This is a genomic window from Micromonospora sp. DT53 (assembly GCF_049841535.1).
In the GTDB taxonomy this organism is placed as follows: Bacteria; Actinomycetota; Actinomycetes; order Mycobacteriales; family Micromonosporaceae; genus Micromonospora.
Map to the genome: position 1 here is coordinate 42528 of NZ_JBNCKM010000016.1, position 21884 is coordinate 64411.

Consider the following 21884-nt stretch of genomic DNA (forward strand, 5'->3'; position numbering starts at 1 on the left):
GCACCCCGGCTGCGACACCTCCGGGCCATCCGGGCGAGGCCCGGCGCTCAGGACGCGGCAACCTCCGTCGATGACCGGGAGACCTGCCGGGGCGGCACGGGCGCCGTCGGCGCGGCCTCCGGCGTCGACCCGCTCGCGGACGGCTCGGCCGGTTCGTCGGCGTCCCCACGGCGGTCGCCCGGCGTCTCCGACGCCGGTTGCGCGACAGTCGCCGGCGCGCTCGCGGCCGGGCCGCTGATCGGACGCGGGTGCACGGCGCCCAGTGGCCCACCACCGCCGGTCGGGCCGTCACCCCCACCGACCGGGCCGACCCCGCCCGACCCCGAGTCGTCGTCGGCGCCGTTGGCGGGCGAGCGGCCCGGTGCCGGCCGGGTCCGGTCCGCGGCGTGCCCGAGCACCCGCAGCGACGCCAGGGCGGCCATCGGCACCACCACGGCGGCGGCAGCGCCCATCAGGTCCAGAGCCGCGCCGTCGAGCACACCACCGAGCACCGCGGCGACCACCGTGCCGGCCAGCGCGGCCCGCACCGCCGGGTAGATGCCGAACAGCCGCATCAGCCCACCCCACGGCTGCAACAGCGCGAACCACACCAACAACCCGCCGGCCAACGCCAGCACGGTCAACGGGCTGTTGACCAACGTCTCGAAATTCTCGGTGCTGGACCTGTGCACGGCGAACCCGCCGGTGCCGTCCCCGAGCGCGGAGAGGAACCGGCCCAGGCTGCCCCGCTCCGCCGGAGGACGCCGCAGGTCCACCACCGCGAACCCGATACCGACCGCCAGCGCGGCCATGGTGGCCCAGGCCAGCCGACTGACCGTCAGCCAACCGCCGGCGCTGATCACCGCGGCGACGCTCACCCCGGCGGTGAGGGCGATCGCGCCGACCGGGTCGGCACCCAGGTACGGACTGCCGACCACCACCACGGCGAGGCCACCCACCGCCACCATCACCGCCGGCCGCCAGCCCCGGTGCACCCGTTGGGCGAACCAGCCGCCGGTGACCAACGCGCCGGCGAGGAACACTCCCAGCCCCACCGTGCTCAGCCCGGCGTACCGGCCGCCCTGCAACGCGGAGTAGCCGACCACGCTGTTGAGCTGCAGACGGGCCCCGGTGAGCACGTCCAGCCCGACCACGAGCGTGGTCAGGCCGGCCACCGCGCCGACCGGCCCGAGGGTGCCCGCGTACCCGGGCGCGAACCGCACCGCCGCGGTGCCGGCGGCCACCAGCAGCGCGGTCACCCCGGCGAAGATCCACCCGGGGTGCTCGCCGCGCCACCAGGGCACCGCGTCGGCCAACAGCGCCGCCGGCACCGTCAACGCCGCGGCGACCAGCAGCAGCTCCACCACCGCCACGATCCGCTTGGACACGGGCGTCGGACCGGCCGGCCCGGCGTGCGGACGGGCCCGGCGCAGCAGCGGCAGGATCGCGAGCGCCAGCAACACCTGCACCCCGGCGAGCAGCGCGAAGAACACCCCGGAGACCGAGCGCTGGGCGGCCGCCTCCCGGTCGGCGTTCGCCGGGGCGTTGATGGCGTCGGTCAGGTCGGCCGGGCGGCCACCGGCGCTGATCGCCGGCCGGCCCAGGAAGAGCCGCTCCGGCATCGGCCGACCCAACGCGGCGAGGGCGGTCGGCGCGAGGTCGACAAGTTGCAGGTACCCGTCCCGGCCGGTGCTGGCCGAGGTGAGCCACCCCCGCTCCCAGCCCGGCCCGTCGGCGACCGCCACGTGCAGCCGCGACGGCTGGGCGGTGTCGGAGATCCCCGCGACCAGCACCAACGACCGTGGAGGCCGCGCCGCCAGCACCCGGGCCAGCTCGGCGTCCGCCGCACGGGCCTGCACGGCGCGGGTCGCCGGATCGGCCCCGCCGACCGTGCCGAGGTCGACGATACTCAGCACACACGAGCCGAGCAGCGGCCGCGGGTCGGCCGGCAGCGCCGGAGCGTACCTGTCGACGCGGCCGAACGGTCGGGCGGCAGCCACCGCCGCGCCCGGGCCCACGGCGACCGAGCACCGCACCGACTCCGACAACGAGCCGGGCATCGTCCCCCACGGCAGCCGCTGCTGGTTGTACTGGACCACGCTCTCCTGGTCGGGCAGGTTCGCGCCGATGCCGTCCGGTTGCTCCACGGTCACCGCCGCCGACGGGCAACCATCGGCCGACCGGCTGCCGTTCCACGCCGCGAAGCTGCCCGCGCCCAGGGTCAACCAACCGTCCACCGGGCAGGTGGGCCGGTGCGCGGAGCGCACCGACAGTGAGCCGATCGACCCGCCCTGGGCCATCCGCCACAACGTCGGGGTGCTCTGCGGATCCACGTCCTCCCAGCGCAGCCCGGCGATCCCGGCGAGCACCACGAAGTCGGCGGTGCGGTGCGGGGCGCCCTGGGGTGGGCGGGCGGCGAGCGCGGTGACGCCCAACGCCACCACGAGCACTGTCAACAGGGCGGGGGCGATTCGGCGCAGCATCACCGGTGTCCCGTTCTCGGGGCGTCGGAGTCCGGGGCGGCCGCCGGACCGCCGGGACTCCCGGCCAACTCGGCGTAGACGGCGACGAGCGCGGCGACGGTGTCCTCCTCGGTCGGCCACGTCGCCGCCCGTTCGGCGCCCCGCCGGCCCAGCTCCGCTCGCGCCGCCGGGTCGTCCAGCAACGCGCGGACGGCCGCGTCGACCGCGTCCACGTCGCCGGCGGGAACCAGCGTGGCCGCGTCGCCGACCAGGTCCGGGAGCCCGCCCACCGCGGTGGCCACCAGCGGCACCCCGGCGCGCAGCGCCTCCTGCGCGAAGAGCTGCCGCGCCTCCCAGTCGCTGGTCACCACCGCCAGGTCGGCGCCGGCGAGCAGGTCGGCCACATCGGTGCGGTGCCCCAGCAGGGTCACCGGCGCGCGCGCCGCGGAGGTCCGTGCGGCGAGCGGCAGATAGGCCGGCCCGCTGCCCGCGATCACCACGACCGGCGGCGGGGTACGCGTACGCCAGCGGGCCGCCGCGTCGATCAGCACGTCGTAGCGCTTCTGCGGGTGCAGCCGACCGACCGAGACGATCAACGGCTGGTCCGGGCGGACGCCGAACTCCGCGCGTACCGCCGCCGGACGTCGACGCGGCGCGGGCAACGTCGGCGCGGCGACCGGGGCGAGCCGGGCGTCGGTGGCGCCCACCTCGGCGGCCCGTCGCACCAGATCCGCGGAAGCGCCGAGCGCGACCCGGACGCCCCGGGCCACCACCCGTTCGACGAACCGGGACACCCCACCCCGCAGGCCGCCCGCGAGGACCGCGTTGTGCCAGGTGACGATCAGCGGGGCGGCCGGACGGGCCAGCACGGCGACCAACCCGGCCCGCAGGCCGTGCGCGTGCACCACGTCGACCCCGGCCGCGCTGAGCGCCCGACGCAGGGTGAGGACCGCCCGGGCGTCGGCCGGAGTCGGGCTGGCCGGGATCTCCACCGGCGCGAACCGCGCACCGACACCTGTGAAGTCGAACTGCTCCTGGGTGGCGGCGGGCCCGCAGACCAGGACCGTGGCGCCACCCGCGACGAGGCCACGGGCCACCGAGCGGACGTGCTGGCCGACGCCACCGGTGCTGGACGCGAGCACCAACGCGACGGTGCCCGACCATTCGGCAGGCAGAGCTGGCTCAGTCATCGCGTCGCCGTCTCCTTCCCGTCGCCCCGCTGCGCGGAGCCCGCGTCCGGCGGCGCACCGCCGGACGGCCCCCGCCGACCCAGGCGCCGCAGCACCCCGGCGAGCAGTGGCTGTACGTCCCGCCGGTCGACGAACCAGACCACGGCGAGGAACACCACCCCAACCAGAACCCCGGACAGCATGCCCTGACCGACCGCCGCCGCCATCGTCGGGGTGCCGCCGTCCGACTGGTCGAGCCAACGGGTGAGGCCGAACCCGGCCAGCCCGGCGAGCACACCGGCGAGGCCACCGGACGCCCCGGCCCGGGCCGCGCCGGCCAGGGCGGAACGGCCGGCGCCGCGCCGCACCGCCAGGAGCAGCAGCGCCCCGAGCACCAGCATCCCCACCGAGTTGGCCGACGCCACCGCGAGCACCCGGTCGGCGCTGGGCAGCAGCACCGTCAACGGCAGCGCCACGGCCGGGACGACCAGCCAGCCGACGGTGATCGCCACCGTCGCGGCCCGGGTGTCGCCGCGGGCGTACAGCGCGCGGGACAGGACCGCGAACAGGCCGTAGCCGAGCAGACCCGGCGCGAACCCGCTGATGGCCGCGGCCGTGGACGCCGGATTGTCGGGGTAGAAGAGGGCGGCGATCGGCTGCGCGGTGCCGATCAACGCCGCGACGCCCAGGCAGCTGAAGAGCAGTACGCCACGCACCGCGCCGGAGAGGGTCCGTCGATAACCGTCCTCGTCACCGGCGGCGCTGGCGGTGGCCAACGTGGGATAGGACGCCACCGCCAGCGGCACGGCGAGGACCGCCCACGGCAGCAGGTAGATCGCCTGGGCCAGGTTGAACACCTGCGGGGAGCCGGTGGGGCCGCCGGAGACCCGGTTCAGCACCACCAGGAGCGCGACCTGCTGCGCGGCCACCGTGACCGCGCCGGCCGTGGCGAGCCCACCGATCCGCGCCCGCGCGTCAGCGGTGAAGGCGTACCCGAACCGGGGCCGTACCCGCAGCCGCCGCAGCGGGATCAGCAGCGAGAGCGACAGCACGACCACACCCACTGTGGTGCCGCCGGAAAGGAGCAGCTCGCCGCTGCGGCCGACCTGGGCCACGGACACGCCCCGCCCCTGGGCGGCGCCGAAGGCCACATAGACGACGACCACGGTGAGGCTGGACAGCAGCGGCGCGATGACGGGCCAGGCGAAACGTCGGTGCGCCTGGAGGACGCCGGTGAGCACGATGCCGATCCCGTAGAGCGGCAACTGCGGAGCGAACACGCGCAGCATCCGGGCGCCCGCGGCGAGTTCCGACGCCGACCGCCCCTCGCTGATCAGCGAGATGATCGGGGCGGCGAACAGGACGACGAGCACGGCGAGGGGAACCAGCAGGCTCACCGTCCAGGTGAGCAGGGCGCCGGTGGTTGCCGCCACCGCCCGCCGGTCCCCCGCCGCGACCGCCCCGGCCAGCAGTGGCACGACCAGGCTGGCCAACGCCCCACCCGCGACGATCTCGAAGACGATGTTCGGCACCGTGTTGGCGATGACGTACATGCCACCCAGGTCGCTCTGCTCGACCACCCAGGTGAACACGGCGGTACGGCCGAAGCCGGCGAGTCGGCTGGCCACGGTGAGGACGGCGATGAGCGCGGCTGCCCCGGCCACCCGGCCGGCGCCGGCGAGGGGTGCCGGTCTGGTCACGTCAGTCGGCGCGTCGGCCCAGTGCGTCGAGCTCGCGCAGCCCCGGGGTCCGCTGGATCACCGCCGTGAAGCTGACCTTCTCGCTGGCCGCGGTGAGCCCGGCGAGGACGGCGAGCAGACCGGCCCGGCCGAGCGGGCCGGTGCGGGCGGCGAGGGCGACACCGAGCAGCGCACCGAGCGCGTTCGCGCCACTGTCGCCGAGCATCACGTCCTCGGCCAGGTCGTCGCGGAGCAGGCCGACGGCGGCGCCGGCCGCGCCCGCGGCGATCCCGCCCTGCGGGCCGCCGCTCAGCGGCGCGGCGAGCAGCAACCCGGACTTGATCGCCCGGCCCGGCCGCAGATCGAGCAGGTTGAGCAGGTTGGCCGTGCCGGCGATCACGCCGGCGCCGAGCAGCACGTCGACACCCCGGCCGAACGCGCCGTGGCGCTGCCGGCGGGGGTGCGCGGCGACCCGAGGGTCGGCGGCGAGCAGCGCGGCGGCGCCCAGCCCGGCGACGCCCACCCCGACGACCTTGACCAGACCGGCGGTGACCCGCCCCTCACGCAACGCCGCGAGGTGCCCGGCGAAGCCCTTGGCCGTCTTCTGCTCCGGCCGCGCGCCGACCACGTCGTCGTACAGCCCGACGCCGCCCGCGCCGAGACCGGCGACCAGGGCGGCCCCACCGGCCGCGCCGCCGGTGGCACCGAACGCGCCGGCGGCGGCCGCACCGGCGGCGAGCGCCGGCCCGGCGGCCAGGCTCACCGTGCGGCCACGGAAGTTGGTGCGCTCCAATGCGGGCCCGGCCGGCGAGGTACGAGCCTCACGCAACGCGTAGCGGGCCGCCGCGGCGCCCGCGCCGGCGATCAGCAGCCGGCCCAGCGTGCTCACGCCGCCACCTCGCTCGCTCGGTCACGCGCCACCTGGTCGGATCCGGACACGGGGGTACGTCGTTCGCTCACTGGGGCAGTCTAGGCAACAGGCCGGAGGCGGCGTTGTCGCCGACGCCGTACTGGCCGGCCTTCTTCTCGGTGAGTTGCTCCACCAGGGCGAGGGTGGTGACCACCTGGCCCTGCACCGTGTTGGCGTTGTCGACCGTGGAGATGGTCTGGGCGAGCACCGGGTCGCCGCGTACCACGCCGACCAGGTTGCCGCCGACGGAACCGTTGCCGGCCACCACGATCGAGCCGGTGCGGTCGAACTGCTCCGCGATCTTGACCACCGACTCGTCGCGCCGGTCGGAGTCCTTGTCGACGTACGGCTGACCGCTGACCACGACGACCGCCTCCGCCGAGGCGGTGACCTTGTTGCTGTCGGTGGTCAGGTAACCGGCGTTGTTATAGGCGGCGAGCACCGCCCGCCGGTCGGCATCGGTGACCGGCGTGACGCCCTGGGCACGGTCCAGCAGGACGCTGGCCAGCAGCGCGCTGGAGGTCTCCACGCCGTGCCCGTTGCCGGGCAGGCCGGTGGTCTGCGCGGTCGGGCGGGCCGCGGTGACGGCCAACTCCAGCAGGTTGGAGTTGTTGTCCGGGTTGATGAACTTGTCCTGCAACTCGACCTGGCCGGTGATGGTGGCCCCGGCCTGCTGGAGCTTCTTGAGCACCGCCTCGGTGTGGTCGCGCCCGTTGGGCAGGCTGAGCACCACGACCCGACGCCCGGTGAGGGTGCCGGGCAGGAGGAGCTGGGAGGTCGCCTCGGCGAACTCCTCCTCCAGCGCGAGTTGCTTCTCCATGTTGCTGACCGTCTGACGCCAATGTTGGTTGTCCTTGCGCAGCCCGGTGACCTGCCCCTCGAGCGAGTCGGCGAGCGGGCCGTTGAGGGCGGCTGTGCCGACCACCAGACCGATTGCCAGAGCCAGGAAGACCGCGGTGAGGGACACCACGTGGTAGCGGAAGTTGATCACGCTTGCAGCCTCTTGATCGGTCGGGAACTAGAAGAGCCGGTACAGCTGGAACACGAGATTGTCCCACCACTCGGCGACCACGCCCAGGTACGCCTTCCCGACTGTCGACACGGCCACCGCGGACGCCATCGCCGCGACCGCCGACAGGACGAGCAGCAGCAGCGACGAGCCGGAGATGCTCTGCCGGTAGAGCCGGCTGACCCCCTTGGCGTCGACCAGCTTGCCGCCGACCTTCAGTCGGGTCAGGAACGTCGAGGCCATTCCGCCGCGCCCCTTGTCGAGGAACTCGACAAGGGTGGCGTGGGTGCCGACCGCGACCAGCAGCGAGGCGCCCTTCTCGTCGGCGAGCAGCATGGCGAGATCCTCGCTGGTCGCCGCGGCCGGGAAGGTGATCGCCGGCACACCGAGGCCGTTGACCCGGGGCAGGCCGGGCGCACGACCGTCCGGGTACGCGTGCACGATCACCTCGGCGCCGCACCGCAGCACGTCGTCGGTCACCGAGTCCATGTCCCCGATGATCATATCGGGGGTGTAGCCGGCCTCGACCAGGGCGTCCGCGCCGCCGTCGACGCCGATCAGCACCGGCTTGAACTCCCGGATGTACGGGCGCAGCACGTCCAGGTCGGCCTTGTAGTCGTAGCCGCGCACCACGATCAGGCAGTGCCGACCCTGGATCTGGGTCTCGATCTCCGGCACCCCGACGCCGTCGAGCAGCAGGTCGCGTTCCTGACGCAGGTAGTCCATCGTGTTGGCGGCGAACGCCTCCAACTGCACCGACAGACCCTCCCGCGCGTCAGCCATCGCCTTGCCGACCGACTCGGCGTCCTGCAGGCTGCCGTGGGCCACCGGCTCGTCACCGGCGAAGACCGTGTTGCCGTCGATGCGCACCTGGTCGCCCTCGCGGATCCGCTCGAAGACGCCCTCACCCAGGTCGTCGAGGAGCGGAATGCCGGCGGCGATCAACACCTCCGGGCCGAGGTTCGGGTAACGGCCGGAGACCGAGGGCTTGGCGTTGAGCACCGCCGCGACACCGACGGCGACGAGCGAGTCGGCCGCCACCCGGTCCAGGTCGACGTGGTCGATGACCGCGATGTCACCGGGGCGCAGCCGACCGACCAGGCGTTTCGTCCGGCGATCAAGGCGCGCGGTGCCGAGGACTCTGCCGGGTTCGGAGTTCCGGTTCCGGCGCAACGTGGGTAGACGCATCGTGACCATCCTGGCATGTGAGGCAGGCTTTTCTGTCGCGACATGCCTGAGCAGGGCCGCCTACCCAGGGAAGCACACGTCGGCACAAGCCGGTGTGCTTGCGCTCACAATACGCGGCGTCACAGCCGCCTTTCCTTGGCGGCCACGGCCAGAAGCTCCTCGGCGTGGGCGATACCCAGATCTGAATCGGGCAAACCCGCCAGCATGCGCGCCAACTCCCGGGCCCGCTCGGTGTCCTCCACCACACGCACCCCGCTTGTCGTCACCGCGCCGCCGGTGTCCTTCGCCACCACCAGGTGCCGGTCGGCGAAGGCGGCCACCTGCGGCAGGTGCGTGACCACCAGCACCTGGTGGCTGCGAGCCAGCCGGGCCAGCCGACGGCCGATCTCCACCGCCGCCTGACCGCCGACCCCCGCGTCGACCTCGTCGAAGACCAACGTGGGCGGCCCGCCCGACCCGGCGAACACGACCTCGATGGCGAGCATCACCCGGGACAGCTCACCGCCGGAGGCGCCGCGCTGCAACGGCAGCGACGGCGCGCCCGGGTGGGCCAGCAACCGCAACTCCACCTCGTCACCGCCGTCCGGGGTGACACCCACCTCGACGCCGTTGACCGACAGCGTCGGCTCGGCGCGCCCGGCCGGACGGGGCAGCACCGCCACCTCGATCCGCGAGTGCGGCATGGCCAGCCCGGCCAACTCGACGGTGACCTGGTCGGCGAAGCGGACCGCCGCCTCCTGCCGGGAGATGGACACCCGCCCGGCGAGGTCGGCCACCTCGACGGCGAGCCGCTGGCCCTCCCGCTCCAACTCGTCGAGCACGTCGTCGGACATGTCCAGATCGGACAGTCGGGTGCGCGCCCGATCGGCCCAGGCGATCACCCCGTCGACGTCGTCGGCGTACTTGCGGGTCAACGCGCGCAACGCCGCCCGCCGCTCGTAGACGTGCTGCAACCGGGCCGGGTCCGCATCCAGCGTCGCCAGGTACGCCGACAGCTCCGCCGACACGTCGGTGACCAGCGTCGCCGCCTCCTCCAGGCGGGCCGCCAGCTCACCGAGCGCCGGATCGGTGCCGGACTGCGCCTCCAGGGTCCGCCGGGCGGTGCCGAGCAGCACCGCCGCGTCCGGGGTCTCGTCGGCGGCCTCCGCGCCACCGGCCACGCACTGCTGGGCGATCTGCGCGGCCGTCCGCAGACCCTCGGCGTGCTCCAGCCGCTGCGCCTCGGTCTTCAGCTCGTCGTCCTCACCGGGCTGCGGATCCACCCGGGTGATCTCGTCGAGGCCCAGCCGCAGCAGGTCGGCCTCCTGGTTGCGCTCGCGGGCGTTGCGCCGCCGGTCGGCCAGGTCGTCGACGACCCGACGCCACCCCGTGTACGCCTCGCGCAACGCGTCGAGCAGCTTCTCGTGCGCCGGGCCGGCGAACCGGTCCAGCGCGGCCCGCTGCTCGGCCGGACGCAGCAGCCGCAGTTGGTCGGACTGGCCGTGCACGGCCACCGCCTGCTCGCCCACCTCACCGAGCATCGACACCGGCATGCTCCGACCGCCGACGTGGGCGCGCGAGCGCCCCTCCACCGTCACCGTGCGGCTCAGCAGCACCGAGCCGTCCTCGTCGGGCTCGCCACCGGCCTCGGTGATCCGCGCGTGCACGGCGTCGGCGACCCGCCCGCGCAGCCGCAGCCGCCCCTCCACCACCGCACGGCCGGGTTGGGCGCGGACCCGCCCGGCGTCGGCCCGGCCGCCGAAGAGCAGACCGAGACCGGTGACCACCATCGTCTTGCCCGCACCGGTCTCGCCGGTGATGACGTTCATGCCGCCGGCCAACGGCAGCGTGGTGTCCTCGATGACGCCCAGCCCGGTGATGCGCAGCTCTTCCAGCACAGCCACCGACAGTAGACGCGAGGCACGACAATTGACCAGCCGACGGGCCCGGGCGCGACCCGTACCCGGCCGACGTACAGTTCTGCCCCGTGTTGGACGTGATCGGCCTGACCCCGGCTGAGGAGGAGCTCTACCGCTGCCTGCTCCAGCTCACCACGGCCCGCATCGACGAGTTGGTCCGTCGCCTGCACCGACCCCGTGAGCAGGTCGTCGCCCAGGTCGAGGCGCTGCGCGGCAAGGGCCTCGTGCAGCCCACCGACAACGACCCGGACGCCCCGCTACGCCCGACCGCCCCGGACGTCGCCCTCGGCGGGACGCTGCTGCGCCGCCAGGAGGACCTGGAGACGGCCCGCCGACTGGTCACCCAACTGGCCGAGGAGTACCGCTCCGGGCTGCGTCGACACCACGTCGACCACCTCGTGGAGGTGATCACCGGCGCCCGGGTCCTTCGGGACCGGCTACGCGACCTGCAGAACTCGGCGCGTACCGAGGTGCTCTGGTTCTGTCGGGCCAACCCCCTGGCCATGGCCGGCCCGGAGAACATCGAGGAGTTCGACGCGCTGGCCCGTGGGGTGAGTTACCGCGCCATCTACGAGCGTGACCTGCTGCTGGAGCCGGGCGCGTTGGCCGACCTGGCCAAGGGGGTCGCCGCCGGTGAGCAGGCCCGCGTCCTGGACCGACTGCCGGTCCGACTGGCCATCGTGGACGCCCGCACGGCCATCTGCCCGTTGGTGCCGGACCGCGACGGCGGCGAACCGAGCGCCGCCGTGATCGGCCGCAGTCAACTGCTCGACGCGCTGCTCGCCCTGTTCGAGAGTCACTGGCGGGTGGCCACCCGGCTACGCCTCGACGACCCCCTCGCCGTCACCGCCCCCGAGGCTCGACGGCCGGAGCCCGCGGAGAATCCGGGCGACGGTTACCAGCCCGACGCCGACGAGGCGCGGCTGCTGTCGCTGTTCGTGGCGGGCGTACCGGACAAGTCCATCGCCTCCCAGCTCGGGGTGAGCAGGCGGACCGTGCAACGGCGGATCGCCGACCTGATGGCCGCCGCCGGTGTGGACACCCGGCCCGGGTTGGCGTTCCAGGTGGCCCGACGCGGTTGGCTCTGACGCCGCACGGGGTCCGCCGTCGACCGACGGCGGACCCCACCCGGGAGGACGGGCCGGCCAGGCCGCCCCGCCCCTGCCCGAATCAGCGCAGCCCGTACGCCCCGAGCACCGTCTGATCGACGGTGTTGCCGGCCTTGTCGGCGGCGTGCACCCGCAGCGAGACCGTTCCGCGCCCCGAAGGCACGGTCGCGGTGTAGCGGGTACCCGACCCCGTCGTCGGCGCGTTACGCCAGGTGACGCCCCCGTCGAAGGAGACCTGCACCCGGACGCCGGCACCCGTCGGCGCCGGCACCCCGGCCGGCTGCCGCAGCGTCAGCCCGAGCTGGTGCGGCCGGCTGCCGCGTACCGTTCCGAGCAGGTCGGCCGGCACCCGGTAGTCGACCTGGAGCAGCGACAACGGCCTGGCGGCGTCGCCCGCCGGTCGGGCCGAGGTGAACTCCCAGGCCGTGTCGGTCCGCGTACCGTAGCGCCACTCGGCCGAGGAACGCTGGGTGGTCACGTCCAGGCGGTAGCGGGCCGCCCCGGCGGTCGTGGGCACCGGCGCCCAGCCACCGGAGAGGTCGGCGATCTGCTGCCCGTTACGGCTGACCCGGACGTCGACGGTGTCCGACTCCTCACTCCCGCCGGCCACGCTGTAGTGCCCGTCGGCGTCGACGAACTCGGGCACCCGCAGGTCCAGGTTGTCACCGGTGCGCGTGGGAACCGGCACCCCACCGGCCGGTACGGCCGGGCGGACCACCGGCGCATGCCAGGCTTCGGTCTCCCGATCGTCGGCGCCGTAGCGCCGGGGCTCCTGGTTCAGGCCGCCGGCCAACTGCCCCCACTGCAGGTACATGAGCTTGTGCTGCACCCGGTGCTGCCACCAGTTGTCCCCGGCGCTGACGAACTCCTGCCGGGTGGTGCCGTTGCGGACCATGCGCTGGTCGTCGTTCCAGGAGTACTCCTGCCACGGACGCCAGCCGAAGCGCTGCTCACTGGCCCAACCCGCTCCCATGTCGCCGTAGCTGGCGGTCACCTCGGCCGTGTTCTTCGCGGTCACGGTGTGCACGATCCGCTCCGGCACCCGACCCTTCGACACCTGCCACACGTCGTACAGGTACGGGCTGTCCACGGTCAGCGTCAGGTCCAGCGTCGCCCGGCCCTTCCGGGCCGCCGCGATGAGCCGCTGCCCGTCGTCGTACGCAACCGCCATCGACGGGATCGGCAGTCGATCCCCGATCGGGCGCCACACCGTCCACGCGGAGAAGTCCGCCGACCGGACGACCAGCACCGCCGCGGCACCGGCGGCCGCCGCGGCGGCGATCTGCTCGTCCTCGGAGCGGTTCGGGTCGGTGGCGAGCAGCGCAGCGGCGCCCCGCACCCGGGTCAGCTCGGCGGGGGTCCCGGTGCCGGCCCAGACCAGCGCCAGCTTCCGCCGGCCGGTCGGCGCCGGTGACGTACCCATCAGGTTGATGTCCAGCGGACCGGACACGCCGCTGATCTTCGCGTCCACCATCGGGGCGACGAGCTGCCAGCGCGAGGCGAACTCGAACGCGCCCCGGCGCACCTGGCGGGTCGGCGTGACGTTCAGCTGCTGAACCGTGCTGTAGGCCATCACACCGTGGTCGATCTGCCGGCCGTTGCCCAACACCCGGTGCACGTAGTAGCTGAGCGTGGCCTGCTGCTCGCTGGGTTTCGGCGTCTCGATCCGCACCGGCGTGCCCTTGCGGGCGTCGAGCACCACTGTCAGGTCCCGGTCGACGGTCAACTCCGGCTCGACGACCTCGGTCAGTTGCTCGTCCAAGGGAGCGCCGTGCTCGACCATCGCGTTCAGCAGGTAGGAGCCCTCCTCGACCTGCAGGGTGCCCTCGCCCGGCCACCAGCCCCAGTAGTCCGACTCGGGCTGCTCACCGAAGAGGGTCAACCCCGGCGAGAGGGTCAGCTGACCCTGCCGGTCCAACACCTTGACGGTTACCTGGTGCAGCTTCCCACTCAGGGTCAGCCCGACCGGGGTGCGCACCGCCACGCCGTTCGCGCCGGTCGCCACCAGCCAGCCACCGTGGGGGCCGCGGGCCAGCTTCGCCGGGTCGGCCAGCACCGGCACGGCCACGCTGCCACCCGCCGGCACTGTCACCTCGGAGCCGACGGTGACCCCGTCGGCCTCGACCGCACCGGTGTCCAGGTTGCGCACCTCCAGGGCCAGCCGCAGGGTCTGCGCGGCGTTCGTGCCATTGGTGTACGTCGCGGTCCGCTCGACCGCCGTCCCGCCCGTGGTGACCCGGCCGAAGTCCACGATGGCCGAGGCGTACACCCGCTGCCCGAGCGCCCGCGCCACGTCGACGCGACCGCCGCCCTGCTCGAAGACGGTAAGCGCCGGGTTGGCCTTCGTGGTGCTCACCAGCGCGTCCTTGAGCTTGCCGGCGTTCCAGTCCGGGTGTTCCTGGGCGAGGATCGCCGCCGCTCCCGCCACGTGCGGGGTGGCCATCGAGGTGCCGGACGCGGTCGTGTACGCGTCGCCCACCGGCGTACCCATGGTGGTGCCGGCGGCTCGCGCGGCGATGATCCCGACGCCCGGCGCGGTGATCTCCGGCTTCAGGCCGTTGTCGCCAAGCCGTGGGCCACGGCTGGAGAACTCCGCCAGGTCGTCGTCGCGGTCCACCGCGCCGACGGTCAGCGCCGCGGCGGCCGCGCCCGGCGAGCCGATGGTACGCGCGGCGCCCGAGTTGCCGGCGGCGACCACGAACAGCGCACCGGTCTCGGCGGTCAGGTCGTTCACCGCCTGGCTCATCGGGTCGGTGCCGTCGGTCGGGTCGCCACCGAGGCTCATGCTGACCACCTTCGCGCCGGAGTGGGCGGCCCACTCCATGCCGGCGATGATCGACGAGTCGTAACCGGAGCCACCGTCGTCGAGCACCTTGCCGATCAGCAACTGCGCGCCGGGGGCCACGCCTTTGCGCAGCCCGGCGGAGGCCGCCCCGCTGCCGGCGATGGTGGACGCCACGTGGGTGCCGTGGCCGTGCCCGTCGCGGGGGCTGCCGCTGTTGGAGAAGTCCTGCGCCTCGGCGATCCGCCCGGCCAGGTCCGGGTGGGTGGCGTCGACGCCGGTGTCGAGCACCGCCACCTTCACGCCGGTGCCGTCACGGCCGGCCGCCCACGCCGTCGGGGCGCCGATCTGCGGCACGCTGTGCTCCAGCGTCGGGTGGACCTTCCCGTCCAGCCAGATCCGGGCGATGCCGGCGCCGAGCTTGGCCGGCGTTCCGGCGGCGACACGCTGCGCGGGCGTGCCGGCGAGCGTGGTCCACAGGCCACCGAGGTCGCCCTTGCCGACCCGCAGCGCCGCGCCGTTGATGCTTCCCAACGGCCGGGCGTCGGTGGCACCGGTGAGCGGCTTGACCCGCCCTGCGGCCTGCTCCTGGTAGCGCACGATCAGTGGCAACGCGCCCTGCGCGGCGTCGCCGTACCCGTCGGCGGCCAACTCCTGCACGTCGAACAGCTTGGCGTCGAGGACCCCGCTCGAGACGTAGGGCAGGGCGTCGCTGGGCAGCACCCGCAGCCGGCCGTCGACCTCCAAGGTCTGGAAGATGACCCGCTCGCGCCCGGGTCCCGGGCGGACGGTGGCGGCGACCCGACCGGGTGCCGCCTGCACCAGGTCGACCTGGTCGCCGGTGATCAGGGTGATGCGGACGGGTGCGTGCTGGGCGGGCGTGCCCGACGTCGGGCCGGTGGGCCGGGCGGGCGGGTCGGCGGACGCCGGTGCGGCGACGCCGAGCACCAACGCGCCGACCGCGCCGACGGCGAGCCAGCGTGGGGACCAGTGCATGCGATGGGCTCCTCTACTCCGGAAGGCCCGCCATCCGTAGATGAGGGCCGATCGGAGTCTGCGTCGAAGCGTGTCACCAGGTCACTAGTCGCCCGCCGCCGCAGCGGCGACATGTCGTCAGGTGGACAACCCACGTCCACCGACGGTGTGCGCCACGGTCACCGGCGGCTGCCGCGCCAACCGTGCACCGGAAGGGCGAACTTGGCCACCAGCCGGTCGGTGAACGGGCGGGGGCGCAGCCGCACGATGCGCACGGGCAGCGCGCCCCGACGCACCGTCACCCGCGCGCCGGGTGGCAGGTCGTAGACCCGCCGGCCGTCGCAGGAAAGCACCGCGAGAGTGGTGAACGGGTCGACGGTGATCACGAACGTGGACGTCGGGGCCGTGACCAACGGACGGCTGAACAACGCGTGCGCGCTGATCGGCACCAACAGCAGCGCCTCCACCTCCGGCCAGACCACCGGCCCGCCACCGGAGAACGCGTACGCGGTGGAGCCGGTGGGCGTGGCGCAGACGACACCGTCGCAGCCGTAGCGCGACAGTGGCCGGCCGTCCACGTCGACGAGCAGCTCGAGCATCTGGGCCCGCTCGCCCTTCTCGATGCTGATCTCGTTGAGCGCCCAGGACTCGATGGTCGGCCCACCGTCGAACTCGGCCGTGACGTCCAGGGTCAGCCGCTCGTCGACCGTGTAGTTACGGCCCACGACGTCCCGGACCGCCGTGTCCAGGTCGTCGATCTCCGCCTCCGCCAGGAACCCCACCTTGCCGAGGTTGATGCCGAGCAGCGGCACCTTCGCCGGCCGGGCCAACTCGGCGGCACGCAGGAACGTGCCGTCCCCACCGAGCGCGAAGACGATCTCGGCGCCCTCGGCGGCCAGCGGGCCGGCCACCGGCACCACGCCGGGCAGGTCGAGGTCCTCGGCCTCGTCGGCGACCACCCGTACCTCGAAACCCGCGTCGATCAGGTCGGCGGCTACCGACCGGGCATGCTCCGTGCTGCGCCGACGGCCGGTGTGGGTCACCAACAGCGCGGTCCGGCTCATCGACCCACCCGCCCACGTCGGACCGGGCGGCGTCGCGCCACCGGCGCCGTCGCCTCGGCACGGCCGCGTGTCACCGCGCGGCCCACTGCGGCGCCCTCGCTGCGCGCGTTCACCCTGCGACCTCCTCCGCCGCGACGTCCGGCACGTCGCCGGCCGTCGTCAAGCCGTCCGGCCCGGCCGCCACCACGGCCCGCACCCACTGTGGGTCGGCCGCCGGTGCGCCCCGGCGCAACCATACGAAGAACTCCACGTTGCCGCTCGGCCCGGGCAGTGGGCTGGCCGCCACGTCGGCCAACCCGAGGCCGAGCCGCGCCGCCGTCGCGGCCACGTCCAGCACCGCCTCGGCGCGCAACTCCGGATCACGGACCACACCTCCGGCGCCGACCCGGTCCTTGCCGACCTCGAACTGCGGCTTGACCATCAACGCCAGGTCGCCGTCGTCGCGGGTGCAGCCGGCCAGCGCCGGCAGCACCAGCCGCAGCGAGATGAACGACAGGTCGGCCACCGTGAGGTCGACCTGGCCACCGATCGCGTCAGCATCGAGGGTACGGACATTGGTGCGCTCCAGGACGCGGACCCGCTCGTTCGTGCGCAGCGGCCAGGCGAGCTGCCCGTAGCCGACGTCCACGGCCACCACCTCGGCCGCGTCGGCGCGCAGCAGCACATCGGTGAACCCACCGGTCGACGCCCCCGCGTCAAGGCAACGCCGCCCGGCGACGCGCAACCCGCCGGGCGCGAACGCGGCCAGCGCGCCGGCGAGCTTGTGCCCGCCCCGGGACACGTACTCCTCGGCCGGGTCCGCACCGGTCACCAGGAGCGGGTCGGCGGGGTCGACCATCGCGGCCGCCTTGCCGGCGACCACGCCCCGCAGTTGGACCCGGCCGGCCTCCACCAACGCGGCGGCCTGCTCACGGGAGCGGGCCAGACCGCGGCGGACGAGTTCGGCGTCCAGCCGGTTACGACGTGCCATGGGTGGTTCTCCGGTCTGCTCAGGCCTGGTCGTCCCGCTCAGGTCTGGTCGATGGTGGCGAGGGTTTCCCGCAGCGTCTCGTAGGCCGCCTCGTACTGGGCGATCTGGTCGGCGGGAGCGAGCGTCGCCGCGTTGGCGATGGCCCGCACGGCGGCCTCCACCGCCGGATGCCGCGTCTCGTCGTCCCCGAGGTCCGGTGGCGGCCCGGGGCGGGCACCCACCGCAGGACCGGGCCGGGCCGGGAACGACCCGCCGGCCGGCGGACCGGGCCGGGCCGGGAACGAGGTGCCGGCCGGCGGACCGGGGCGGGCCGGAAAGGACCCGCCGGGCGGTGGACCGGGCCGGCTCATTCGGCGTCGTCCGGCGGCTGCTCACGGACCGCCTTCTTGGCGGGCGTGACCTTCTTGGCGGGCATCACCGCCGGCGTCGGGACGTCCTCGTCGGAGGTCCGGCTGATCGTCGCCGGCGCCCTCTTGGCGACCGCCTTCTTCGCCACCGCCTTCTTCGCGACGGCCTTCTTCGCCACCGGCGCGGAGACCGGGGCACCGGCCGAGGCGTCGGACGGCACGAGACCGCCGCCCGGCTGCGCGGCGACGGCCGGGGTGGGCTGTGCCGTGGGACCGGCGGCCGGCTCGGCGGACCGCGCCTCCCGTAGCTGCCGTTCCAGGTCGTGCACCCGTCGGGTCAGCTCGGCCACCTCGTCGGCGGTGGCCAGACCGACCGCGCCGAGGGCACGGTCGACCTCGAAGCGGACCAGCTTGGTCAGCGCCTCCCGGTTGGCGGCGCCGGTGGTGACCAGCTCCTCGCCGAGGGCCTGGAGTTGAGCGGCGGTCGCGCCGCCGGAGCCGACGAGGCGACGTGCCACGTCCTGGGCCTTCTTCCGGGGCGCCTCCGCAAGGCCCATGGCCAGCTCGAGGTAGGCGCGCCACGCGTCCTGCATGCCTGAGTCCTTCCACGGGGCGGGGTGTGCAGGTGTCACGCTACCGGGCACCCCGGACCGACCCGTGCGGTACGGTGCCGAGGACGGCGTGGCGATCAGCGAGGGGGAGATGTGGCCAGCGTGGACGAGTGCCGGCAGGCGTTGCAGGAGCTGGCCGCCCGGTTGGATCGCAACGCCGAGACGGTACGCGAACGGATCGACCTGGACCGGACGCTGGCCTGCCGGATCACCGACCTGGACACCGCGTTCCACGGCCGAATCACCGGCGGTCGGCTTGTCGAGCTGACCGACGGCGACGACCCCAAGGCCAAGATCGCGCTGAGCACGTCCAGCGACGACCTGCTCGCCCTGGTCCGAGGCGACCTGGACGTCACCAACGCGGTGACCTCCCGCCGGGTGTCGATCAAGGCCAACCCGTTCGACCTGCTCAAGTTGCGCAAACTGCTCTGACGAGCACCCCGGGTCACGCCGTCGCGGTCAGACCGAAACTCTCCATCGCGTGGGCCGCGTCCGGGCCCACCGGGCGGATCTTCGGCAGCGCCGGCACCGGCGCCGACCAGGCCACCGCGCAGAGCGCGGCCAGGGCGTCCAGCTCCCGACCGGCCCCGGCCAGCTCCAGGGTGCCGTCCCGGTCGGTCACGGACCAACCGCCAGCGTCCGCCGGCCCCGGGACCCGCACGGCGGCAGCCGGGTCGAACAGCCCCGCGAGGTCCCTCGCGACGTACGTGGGACGGCGCTGCGGCTCGGCGGCCAACAGATCCGGTACGCCGCTGACGCCGGTCAGCACGAGCAGGCTGTCCAGCCCCGCCCGGCGGGCGCCCTCGATGTCGGTGTCCAGCCGGTCACCCACCACCAGGCTCCGCCCACCGCCACTACGCTTGGCGGCAGTCTCGAACAGCGCCGGCTCCGGCTTGCCGACCACCACGTCGGGGTCTCGCTCCAGTGCCGTACGCAGCACGGCGACCAGCGAACCGTTGCCGGGCAGTGGTCCCCGCCCACTGGGCAGGGTCCGATCGGTGTTGGTGGCGATCCAGATCGCACCCGCCCGCACCGCTACCGACGCCTCGGCCAGCTCGGCCCAGCCGACCTGCGGGCCGTACCCCTGAACCACCGCCGCCGGCTTCTCATCGGCCTGCGTGACCGGGATCAGACCAACCGCGCGCAGCTCCGCGCGCAGCGCCTCCGCGCCGACCACCAGGACCGACGCGCCGGCGGGCAGCCGGTCGCGCAGCAACTCGGCCGAGGCGGCGGCGGAGGTGAGGACCTCCTCCGGCCGGGCCGGCACACCCATCCCGGTGAGCAGGTCCGCGACCTCGCTGGACCGGCGGGACGCGTTGTTGGTGGCGTACGCCACCGACCGTCCCTCGGCGTGCAGCTGGGCCACCGCCTCGACGGCGCCGGGGATCGGCCGGTCGATCAGATAGATCACGCCGTCCAGATCAAAGACGACAAGGGTGTACCCGTCGACCAGCCGCTCCCCCACGCCCCCGCTCACCGCTGCGTCGAACCCGACTCGTCGTCCCGGGCCGGAACGGTCCCGTCGGCGTTCGCCGCGTCGCCGTCCGCCGCAGGGCCGTTCGGCACGTCGCCGGACGTCACGCCGCTGTCGGCAGCGGTGTCCGCGTCGGCGTTGTCGCTTCCGCCGGCGTGACGGTCCTCGTCCTCGTCGTCGAAGCCTTCGTCGTCGCCGGGACTGCCGACAGCGTCGTCCTCCTCGTCGTCGTCGAAGTCCTCGTCCTCGGCTTCGTCGTCGTCTTCGTCGTCGTCTTCGTCGTCTTCGACGTCGTCTTCGTCGTCGTCGCCTTCGACGTTGTCGTCGTCGTCGTCTTCGTCGCCGGCCAGGTCGGCGTCGGGTCGGGCCGGCACCGCGCCGGGAGCGCCCGGGCCTGCGGCGATCTCCTCGGCGGCCTCGTCCTCGTCGTCGCCCTCGATGAGCACGCCGTCGAGTTCGAGCAGCCGCTCGGCGGCGTCGGTCTCACCCTCGGTGTCCACGTCGGCAGCGCGGGAGAACCATTCACGGGCCTCCTCGCGCCGACCCACCGCGAGCAGCGCGTCGGCGTACGCGTACCGCAGCCGGGCCGTCCACGGCACGGTGGCCTCGCTGGTGAGGTCCGGGACCTGGAGCATCGCGACCGCGGCGTCCTTCTGCCCGAGGTCGCCCCGCGCGCCGGCGGCGACGATCAGCAGTTCGATCGCCACGGCCTGGTCCAGCTTCTCCCGGTCCGCGCCACGGAACAGGTCGATGGCCCGCTCCGGCCGGCCGAGAGCCCGCTCGCAGTCCGCGAGCACGGCCAGGTGGCTCTGCAACCCGCTCATCCGGTGGTACGTGCGCAGCTCGGCGATCGCCGACTGCCACTCCCCCGCGTGGTACGCGGCCAGACCGACCGCCTCACGGACAGCGGAGATGCGCGACGCGAGTCGCCTTGCGGCCAGCGCGTGCGCCAACGCCTCGGCCGGGTTCTCGTCGATCAGCTGCCCGGTGGCGACCAGGTGCCGGGCCACCGTCTCGGCGACCGGCTTGTTCAGCGAGAGCAGCTCAGCGCGGACGTCCTTGTCGAGGTCCGTCGCGACGATGTCGTCCGGCAGCGCCGGGGCCGAACTACGCCCGCCCTCGAACGACTCGGAGCCACCCGCGCGGTCGTCGCGACGGAACTCCCCCTCGCGACGCGGCCGCTCATCGGCCCGGAAACCGCCGGTACGCTCTCCGCCCCGGAAACCGCCCTCGCGGTCACCGCCCCGGAAACCGCCCTCGCGGGGAGCGCTGGAACGCGAACCGTCCCGGTCCCCACCACGGAAACCACCTTCGCGGCGGTCGCCGCCACGGAAGCCACCCTCACGCGGGGCGCTGGAGCGGGAGCCGTCCCGGTCGCCGCCACGGTAGCCACCCTCACGCGGGGCGCTGGAGCGGGAGCCGTCCCGGTCGCCGCCACGGAAGCCGCCTTCGCGGCGGTCGCCGCCACGGAAGCCACCGTCGCGGTCGCCACCACGGAAGCCACCCTCACGCGGGGCGCTGGAACGCGACCCATCACGGTCGCCGCCACGGTAGCCACCCTCGCGGGGAGCGCTGGAACGCGAGCCGTCCCGGTCGCCGCCACGGAAGCCACCCTCACGGGGAGCGCTGGAACGCGAGCCGTCCCGGTCACCGCCGCGGAAGCCGCCCTCACGGCGGTCGCCGCCACGGAAGCCACCGTCGCGGTCGCCACCACGGAAGCCACCCTCACGCGGAGCGCTGGAACGCGACCCATCACGGTCGCCGCCACGGAAACCACCCTCGCGGCGGTCGCCGCCGCGGAAACCACCGTCGCGGTCGCCGCCGCGGTAGCCGCCCTCACGGGGAGCGCTGGAACGCGAACCGTCCCGGTCACCGCCGCGGAAGCCGCCCTCACGGCGATCGCCGCCACGGAAACCACCGTCGCGGTCGCCACCACGGAAGCCACCCTCACGCGGGGCGCTGGAACGCGAACCGTCCCGGTCACCGCCGCGGAAGCCGCCCTCGCGCGGCGGGCCGGAGCGGGTGCGGTCGCCGCCCTGGTAACCGCCCTCACGACGGTCACCACCACGGAAACCACCCTCACGCGGAGCGCTGGAACGCGAGCCATCACGGTCGCCGCCACGGAAGCCGCCCTCACGGCGATCGCCGCCACGGAAACCACCGTCGCGGTCGCCACCACGGAAACCACCGTCGCGGTCGCCACCACGGAAGCCACCCTCACGCGGGGCGCTGGAACGCGAACCGTCCCGGTCACCGCC

General features: G+C 74.3%; 17 protein-coding genes. 3 read left to right on the plus strand and 14 right to left on the minus strand.

Features of this window, described 5'->3' with window-relative positions; all coding sequences use genetic code 11:
* Window positions 1-47 precede the first annotated feature (47 nt).
* From ACLQ3B_RS33070 to recN, 7 genes are all read right to left on the minus strand, one after another.
* Window positions 48-2462, minus strand: a complete 2415-nt coding sequence (locus tag ACLQ3B_RS33070; protein ID WP_425784595.1) for a hypothetical protein — start codon at window positions 2460-2462, stop codon at window positions 48-50.
* Window positions 2462-3631 carry a glycosyltransferase family 4 protein gene (locus ACLQ3B_RS33075; protein ID WP_425784596.1) on the minus strand — a complete coding sequence of 390 codons (1170 nt, stop codon included), beginning with the start codon at window positions 3629-3631 and terminating at the stop codon, window positions 2462-2464. The genes ACLQ3B_RS33070 and ACLQ3B_RS33075 overlap by 1 nt, the downstream gene beginning before the upstream one ends.
* Entirely contained in the window at window positions 3628-5310 is a 1683-nt protein-coding gene (gene murJ / locus ACLQ3B_RS33080; RefSeq protein ID WP_425784597.1) for a murein biosynthesis integral membrane protein MurJ, read from the minus strand. Before murJ ends, ACLQ3B_RS33075 begins: the two co-directional genes overlap by 4 nt.
* 1 nt (window position 5311) lies before the next feature.
* Entirely contained in the window at window positions 5312-6178 is an 867-nt protein-coding gene (locus ACLQ3B_RS33085) for a hypothetical protein (protein ID WP_425784598.1), read from the minus strand.
* A gap of 67 nt (window positions 6179-6245) precedes the next feature.
* A complete protein-coding gene (locus ACLQ3B_RS33090) occupies window positions 6246-7190 on the minus strand; it encodes a copper transporter (RefSeq protein WP_425784599.1) in 945 nt (314 codons plus the stop codon).
* Window positions 7191-7217: 27 nt separating this feature from the next.
* Window positions 7218-8396: a putative cytokinetic ring protein SteA gene (gene steA, locus ACLQ3B_RS33095; protein ID WP_425784600.1), complete on the minus strand. Its 1179-nt coding sequence runs from the start codon at window positions 8394-8396 to the stop codon at window positions 7218-7220.
* Between the two features lie 119 nt (window positions 8397-8515).
* Complete coding sequence (gene recN, locus ACLQ3B_RS33100; protein WP_425784610.1) at window positions 8516-10273, minus strand: DNA repair protein RecN; 1758 nt, start codon at window positions 10271-10273, stop codon at window positions 8516-8518.
* A gap of 89 nt (window positions 10274-10362) precedes the next feature.
* Between recN and ACLQ3B_RS33105 the strand changes: the two genes are divergently transcribed.
* Window positions 10363-11382: a helix-turn-helix domain-containing protein gene (locus tag ACLQ3B_RS33105; RefSeq protein WP_425784601.1), complete on the plus strand. Its 1020-nt coding sequence runs from the start codon at window positions 10363-10365 to the stop codon at window positions 11380-11382.
* 82 nt (window positions 11383-11464) lie between these two features.
* Here ACLQ3B_RS33105 and ACLQ3B_RS33110 read toward each other — a convergent pair whose 3' ends face one another.
* From ACLQ3B_RS33110 to ACLQ3B_RS33130, 5 genes are all read right to left on the minus strand, one after another.
* Window positions 11465-15181 (minus strand): S8 family serine peptidase, encoded by a 3717-nt coding sequence (locus ACLQ3B_RS33110; protein WP_425784602.1) that lies wholly within the window; start codon window positions 15179-15181, stop codon window positions 11465-11467.
* Window positions 15182-15339: 158 nt separating this feature from the next.
* The gene (locus ACLQ3B_RS33115) at window positions 15340-16224 is read right to left on the minus strand and encodes an NAD kinase (protein ID WP_425784603.1); all 885 of its coding nucleotides are present in this window, start codon (window positions 16222-16224) and stop codon (window positions 15340-15342) included.
* A 109-nt stretch (window positions 16225-16333) separates the two neighbouring features.
* Window positions 16334-17194: a TlyA family RNA methyltransferase gene (locus ACLQ3B_RS33120; protein WP_425784604.1), complete on the minus strand. Its 861-nt coding sequence runs from the start codon at window positions 17192-17194 to the stop codon at window positions 16334-16336.
* 38 nt (window positions 17195-17232) lie between these two features.
* Entirely contained in the window at window positions 17233-17544 is a 312-nt protein-coding gene (locus tag ACLQ3B_RS33125) for a hypothetical protein (protein WP_425784605.1), read from the minus strand.
* Entirely contained in the window at window positions 17541-18134 is a 594-nt protein-coding gene (locus tag ACLQ3B_RS33130) for a phasin family protein (RefSeq protein ID WP_425784606.1), read from the minus strand. Before ACLQ3B_RS33130 ends, ACLQ3B_RS33125 begins: the two co-directional genes overlap by 4 nt.
* Before the next feature lie 111 nt (window positions 18135-18245).
* Between ACLQ3B_RS33130 and ACLQ3B_RS33135 the strand changes: the two genes are divergently transcribed.
* The gene (locus ACLQ3B_RS33135) at window positions 18246-18584 is read left to right on the plus strand and encodes an SCP2 sterol-binding domain-containing protein (RefSeq protein ID WP_030334914.1); all 339 of its coding nucleotides are present in this window, start codon (window positions 18246-18248) and stop codon (window positions 18582-18584) included.
* A gap of 13 nt (window positions 18585-18597) precedes the next feature.
* Here ACLQ3B_RS33135 and ACLQ3B_RS33140 read toward each other — a convergent pair whose 3' ends face one another.
* Together ACLQ3B_RS33140 and ACLQ3B_RS33145 are read right to left on the minus strand one after the other, a co-directional pair.
* Window positions 18598-19629 (minus strand): HAD-IIA family hydrolase, encoded by a 1032-nt coding sequence (locus ACLQ3B_RS33140; protein ID WP_425784607.1) that lies wholly within the window; start codon window positions 19627-19629, stop codon window positions 18598-18600.
* A complete protein-coding gene (locus ACLQ3B_RS33145; RefSeq protein ID WP_425784608.1) occupies window positions 19626-20636 on the minus strand; it encodes a tetratricopeptide repeat protein in 1011 nt (336 codons plus the stop codon). The genes ACLQ3B_RS33140 and ACLQ3B_RS33145 overlap by 4 nt, the downstream gene beginning before the upstream one ends.
* On the opposite strand from ACLQ3B_RS33145, the gene ACLQ3B_RS33150 reads away from it, so the two are divergent.
* The coding region (locus ACLQ3B_RS33150) for a hypothetical protein (RefSeq protein ID WP_425784609.1) at window positions 20625-21884 on the plus strand (1260 nt) is incomplete at its 3' end. The genes ACLQ3B_RS33145 and ACLQ3B_RS33150 overlap by 12 nt on opposite strands.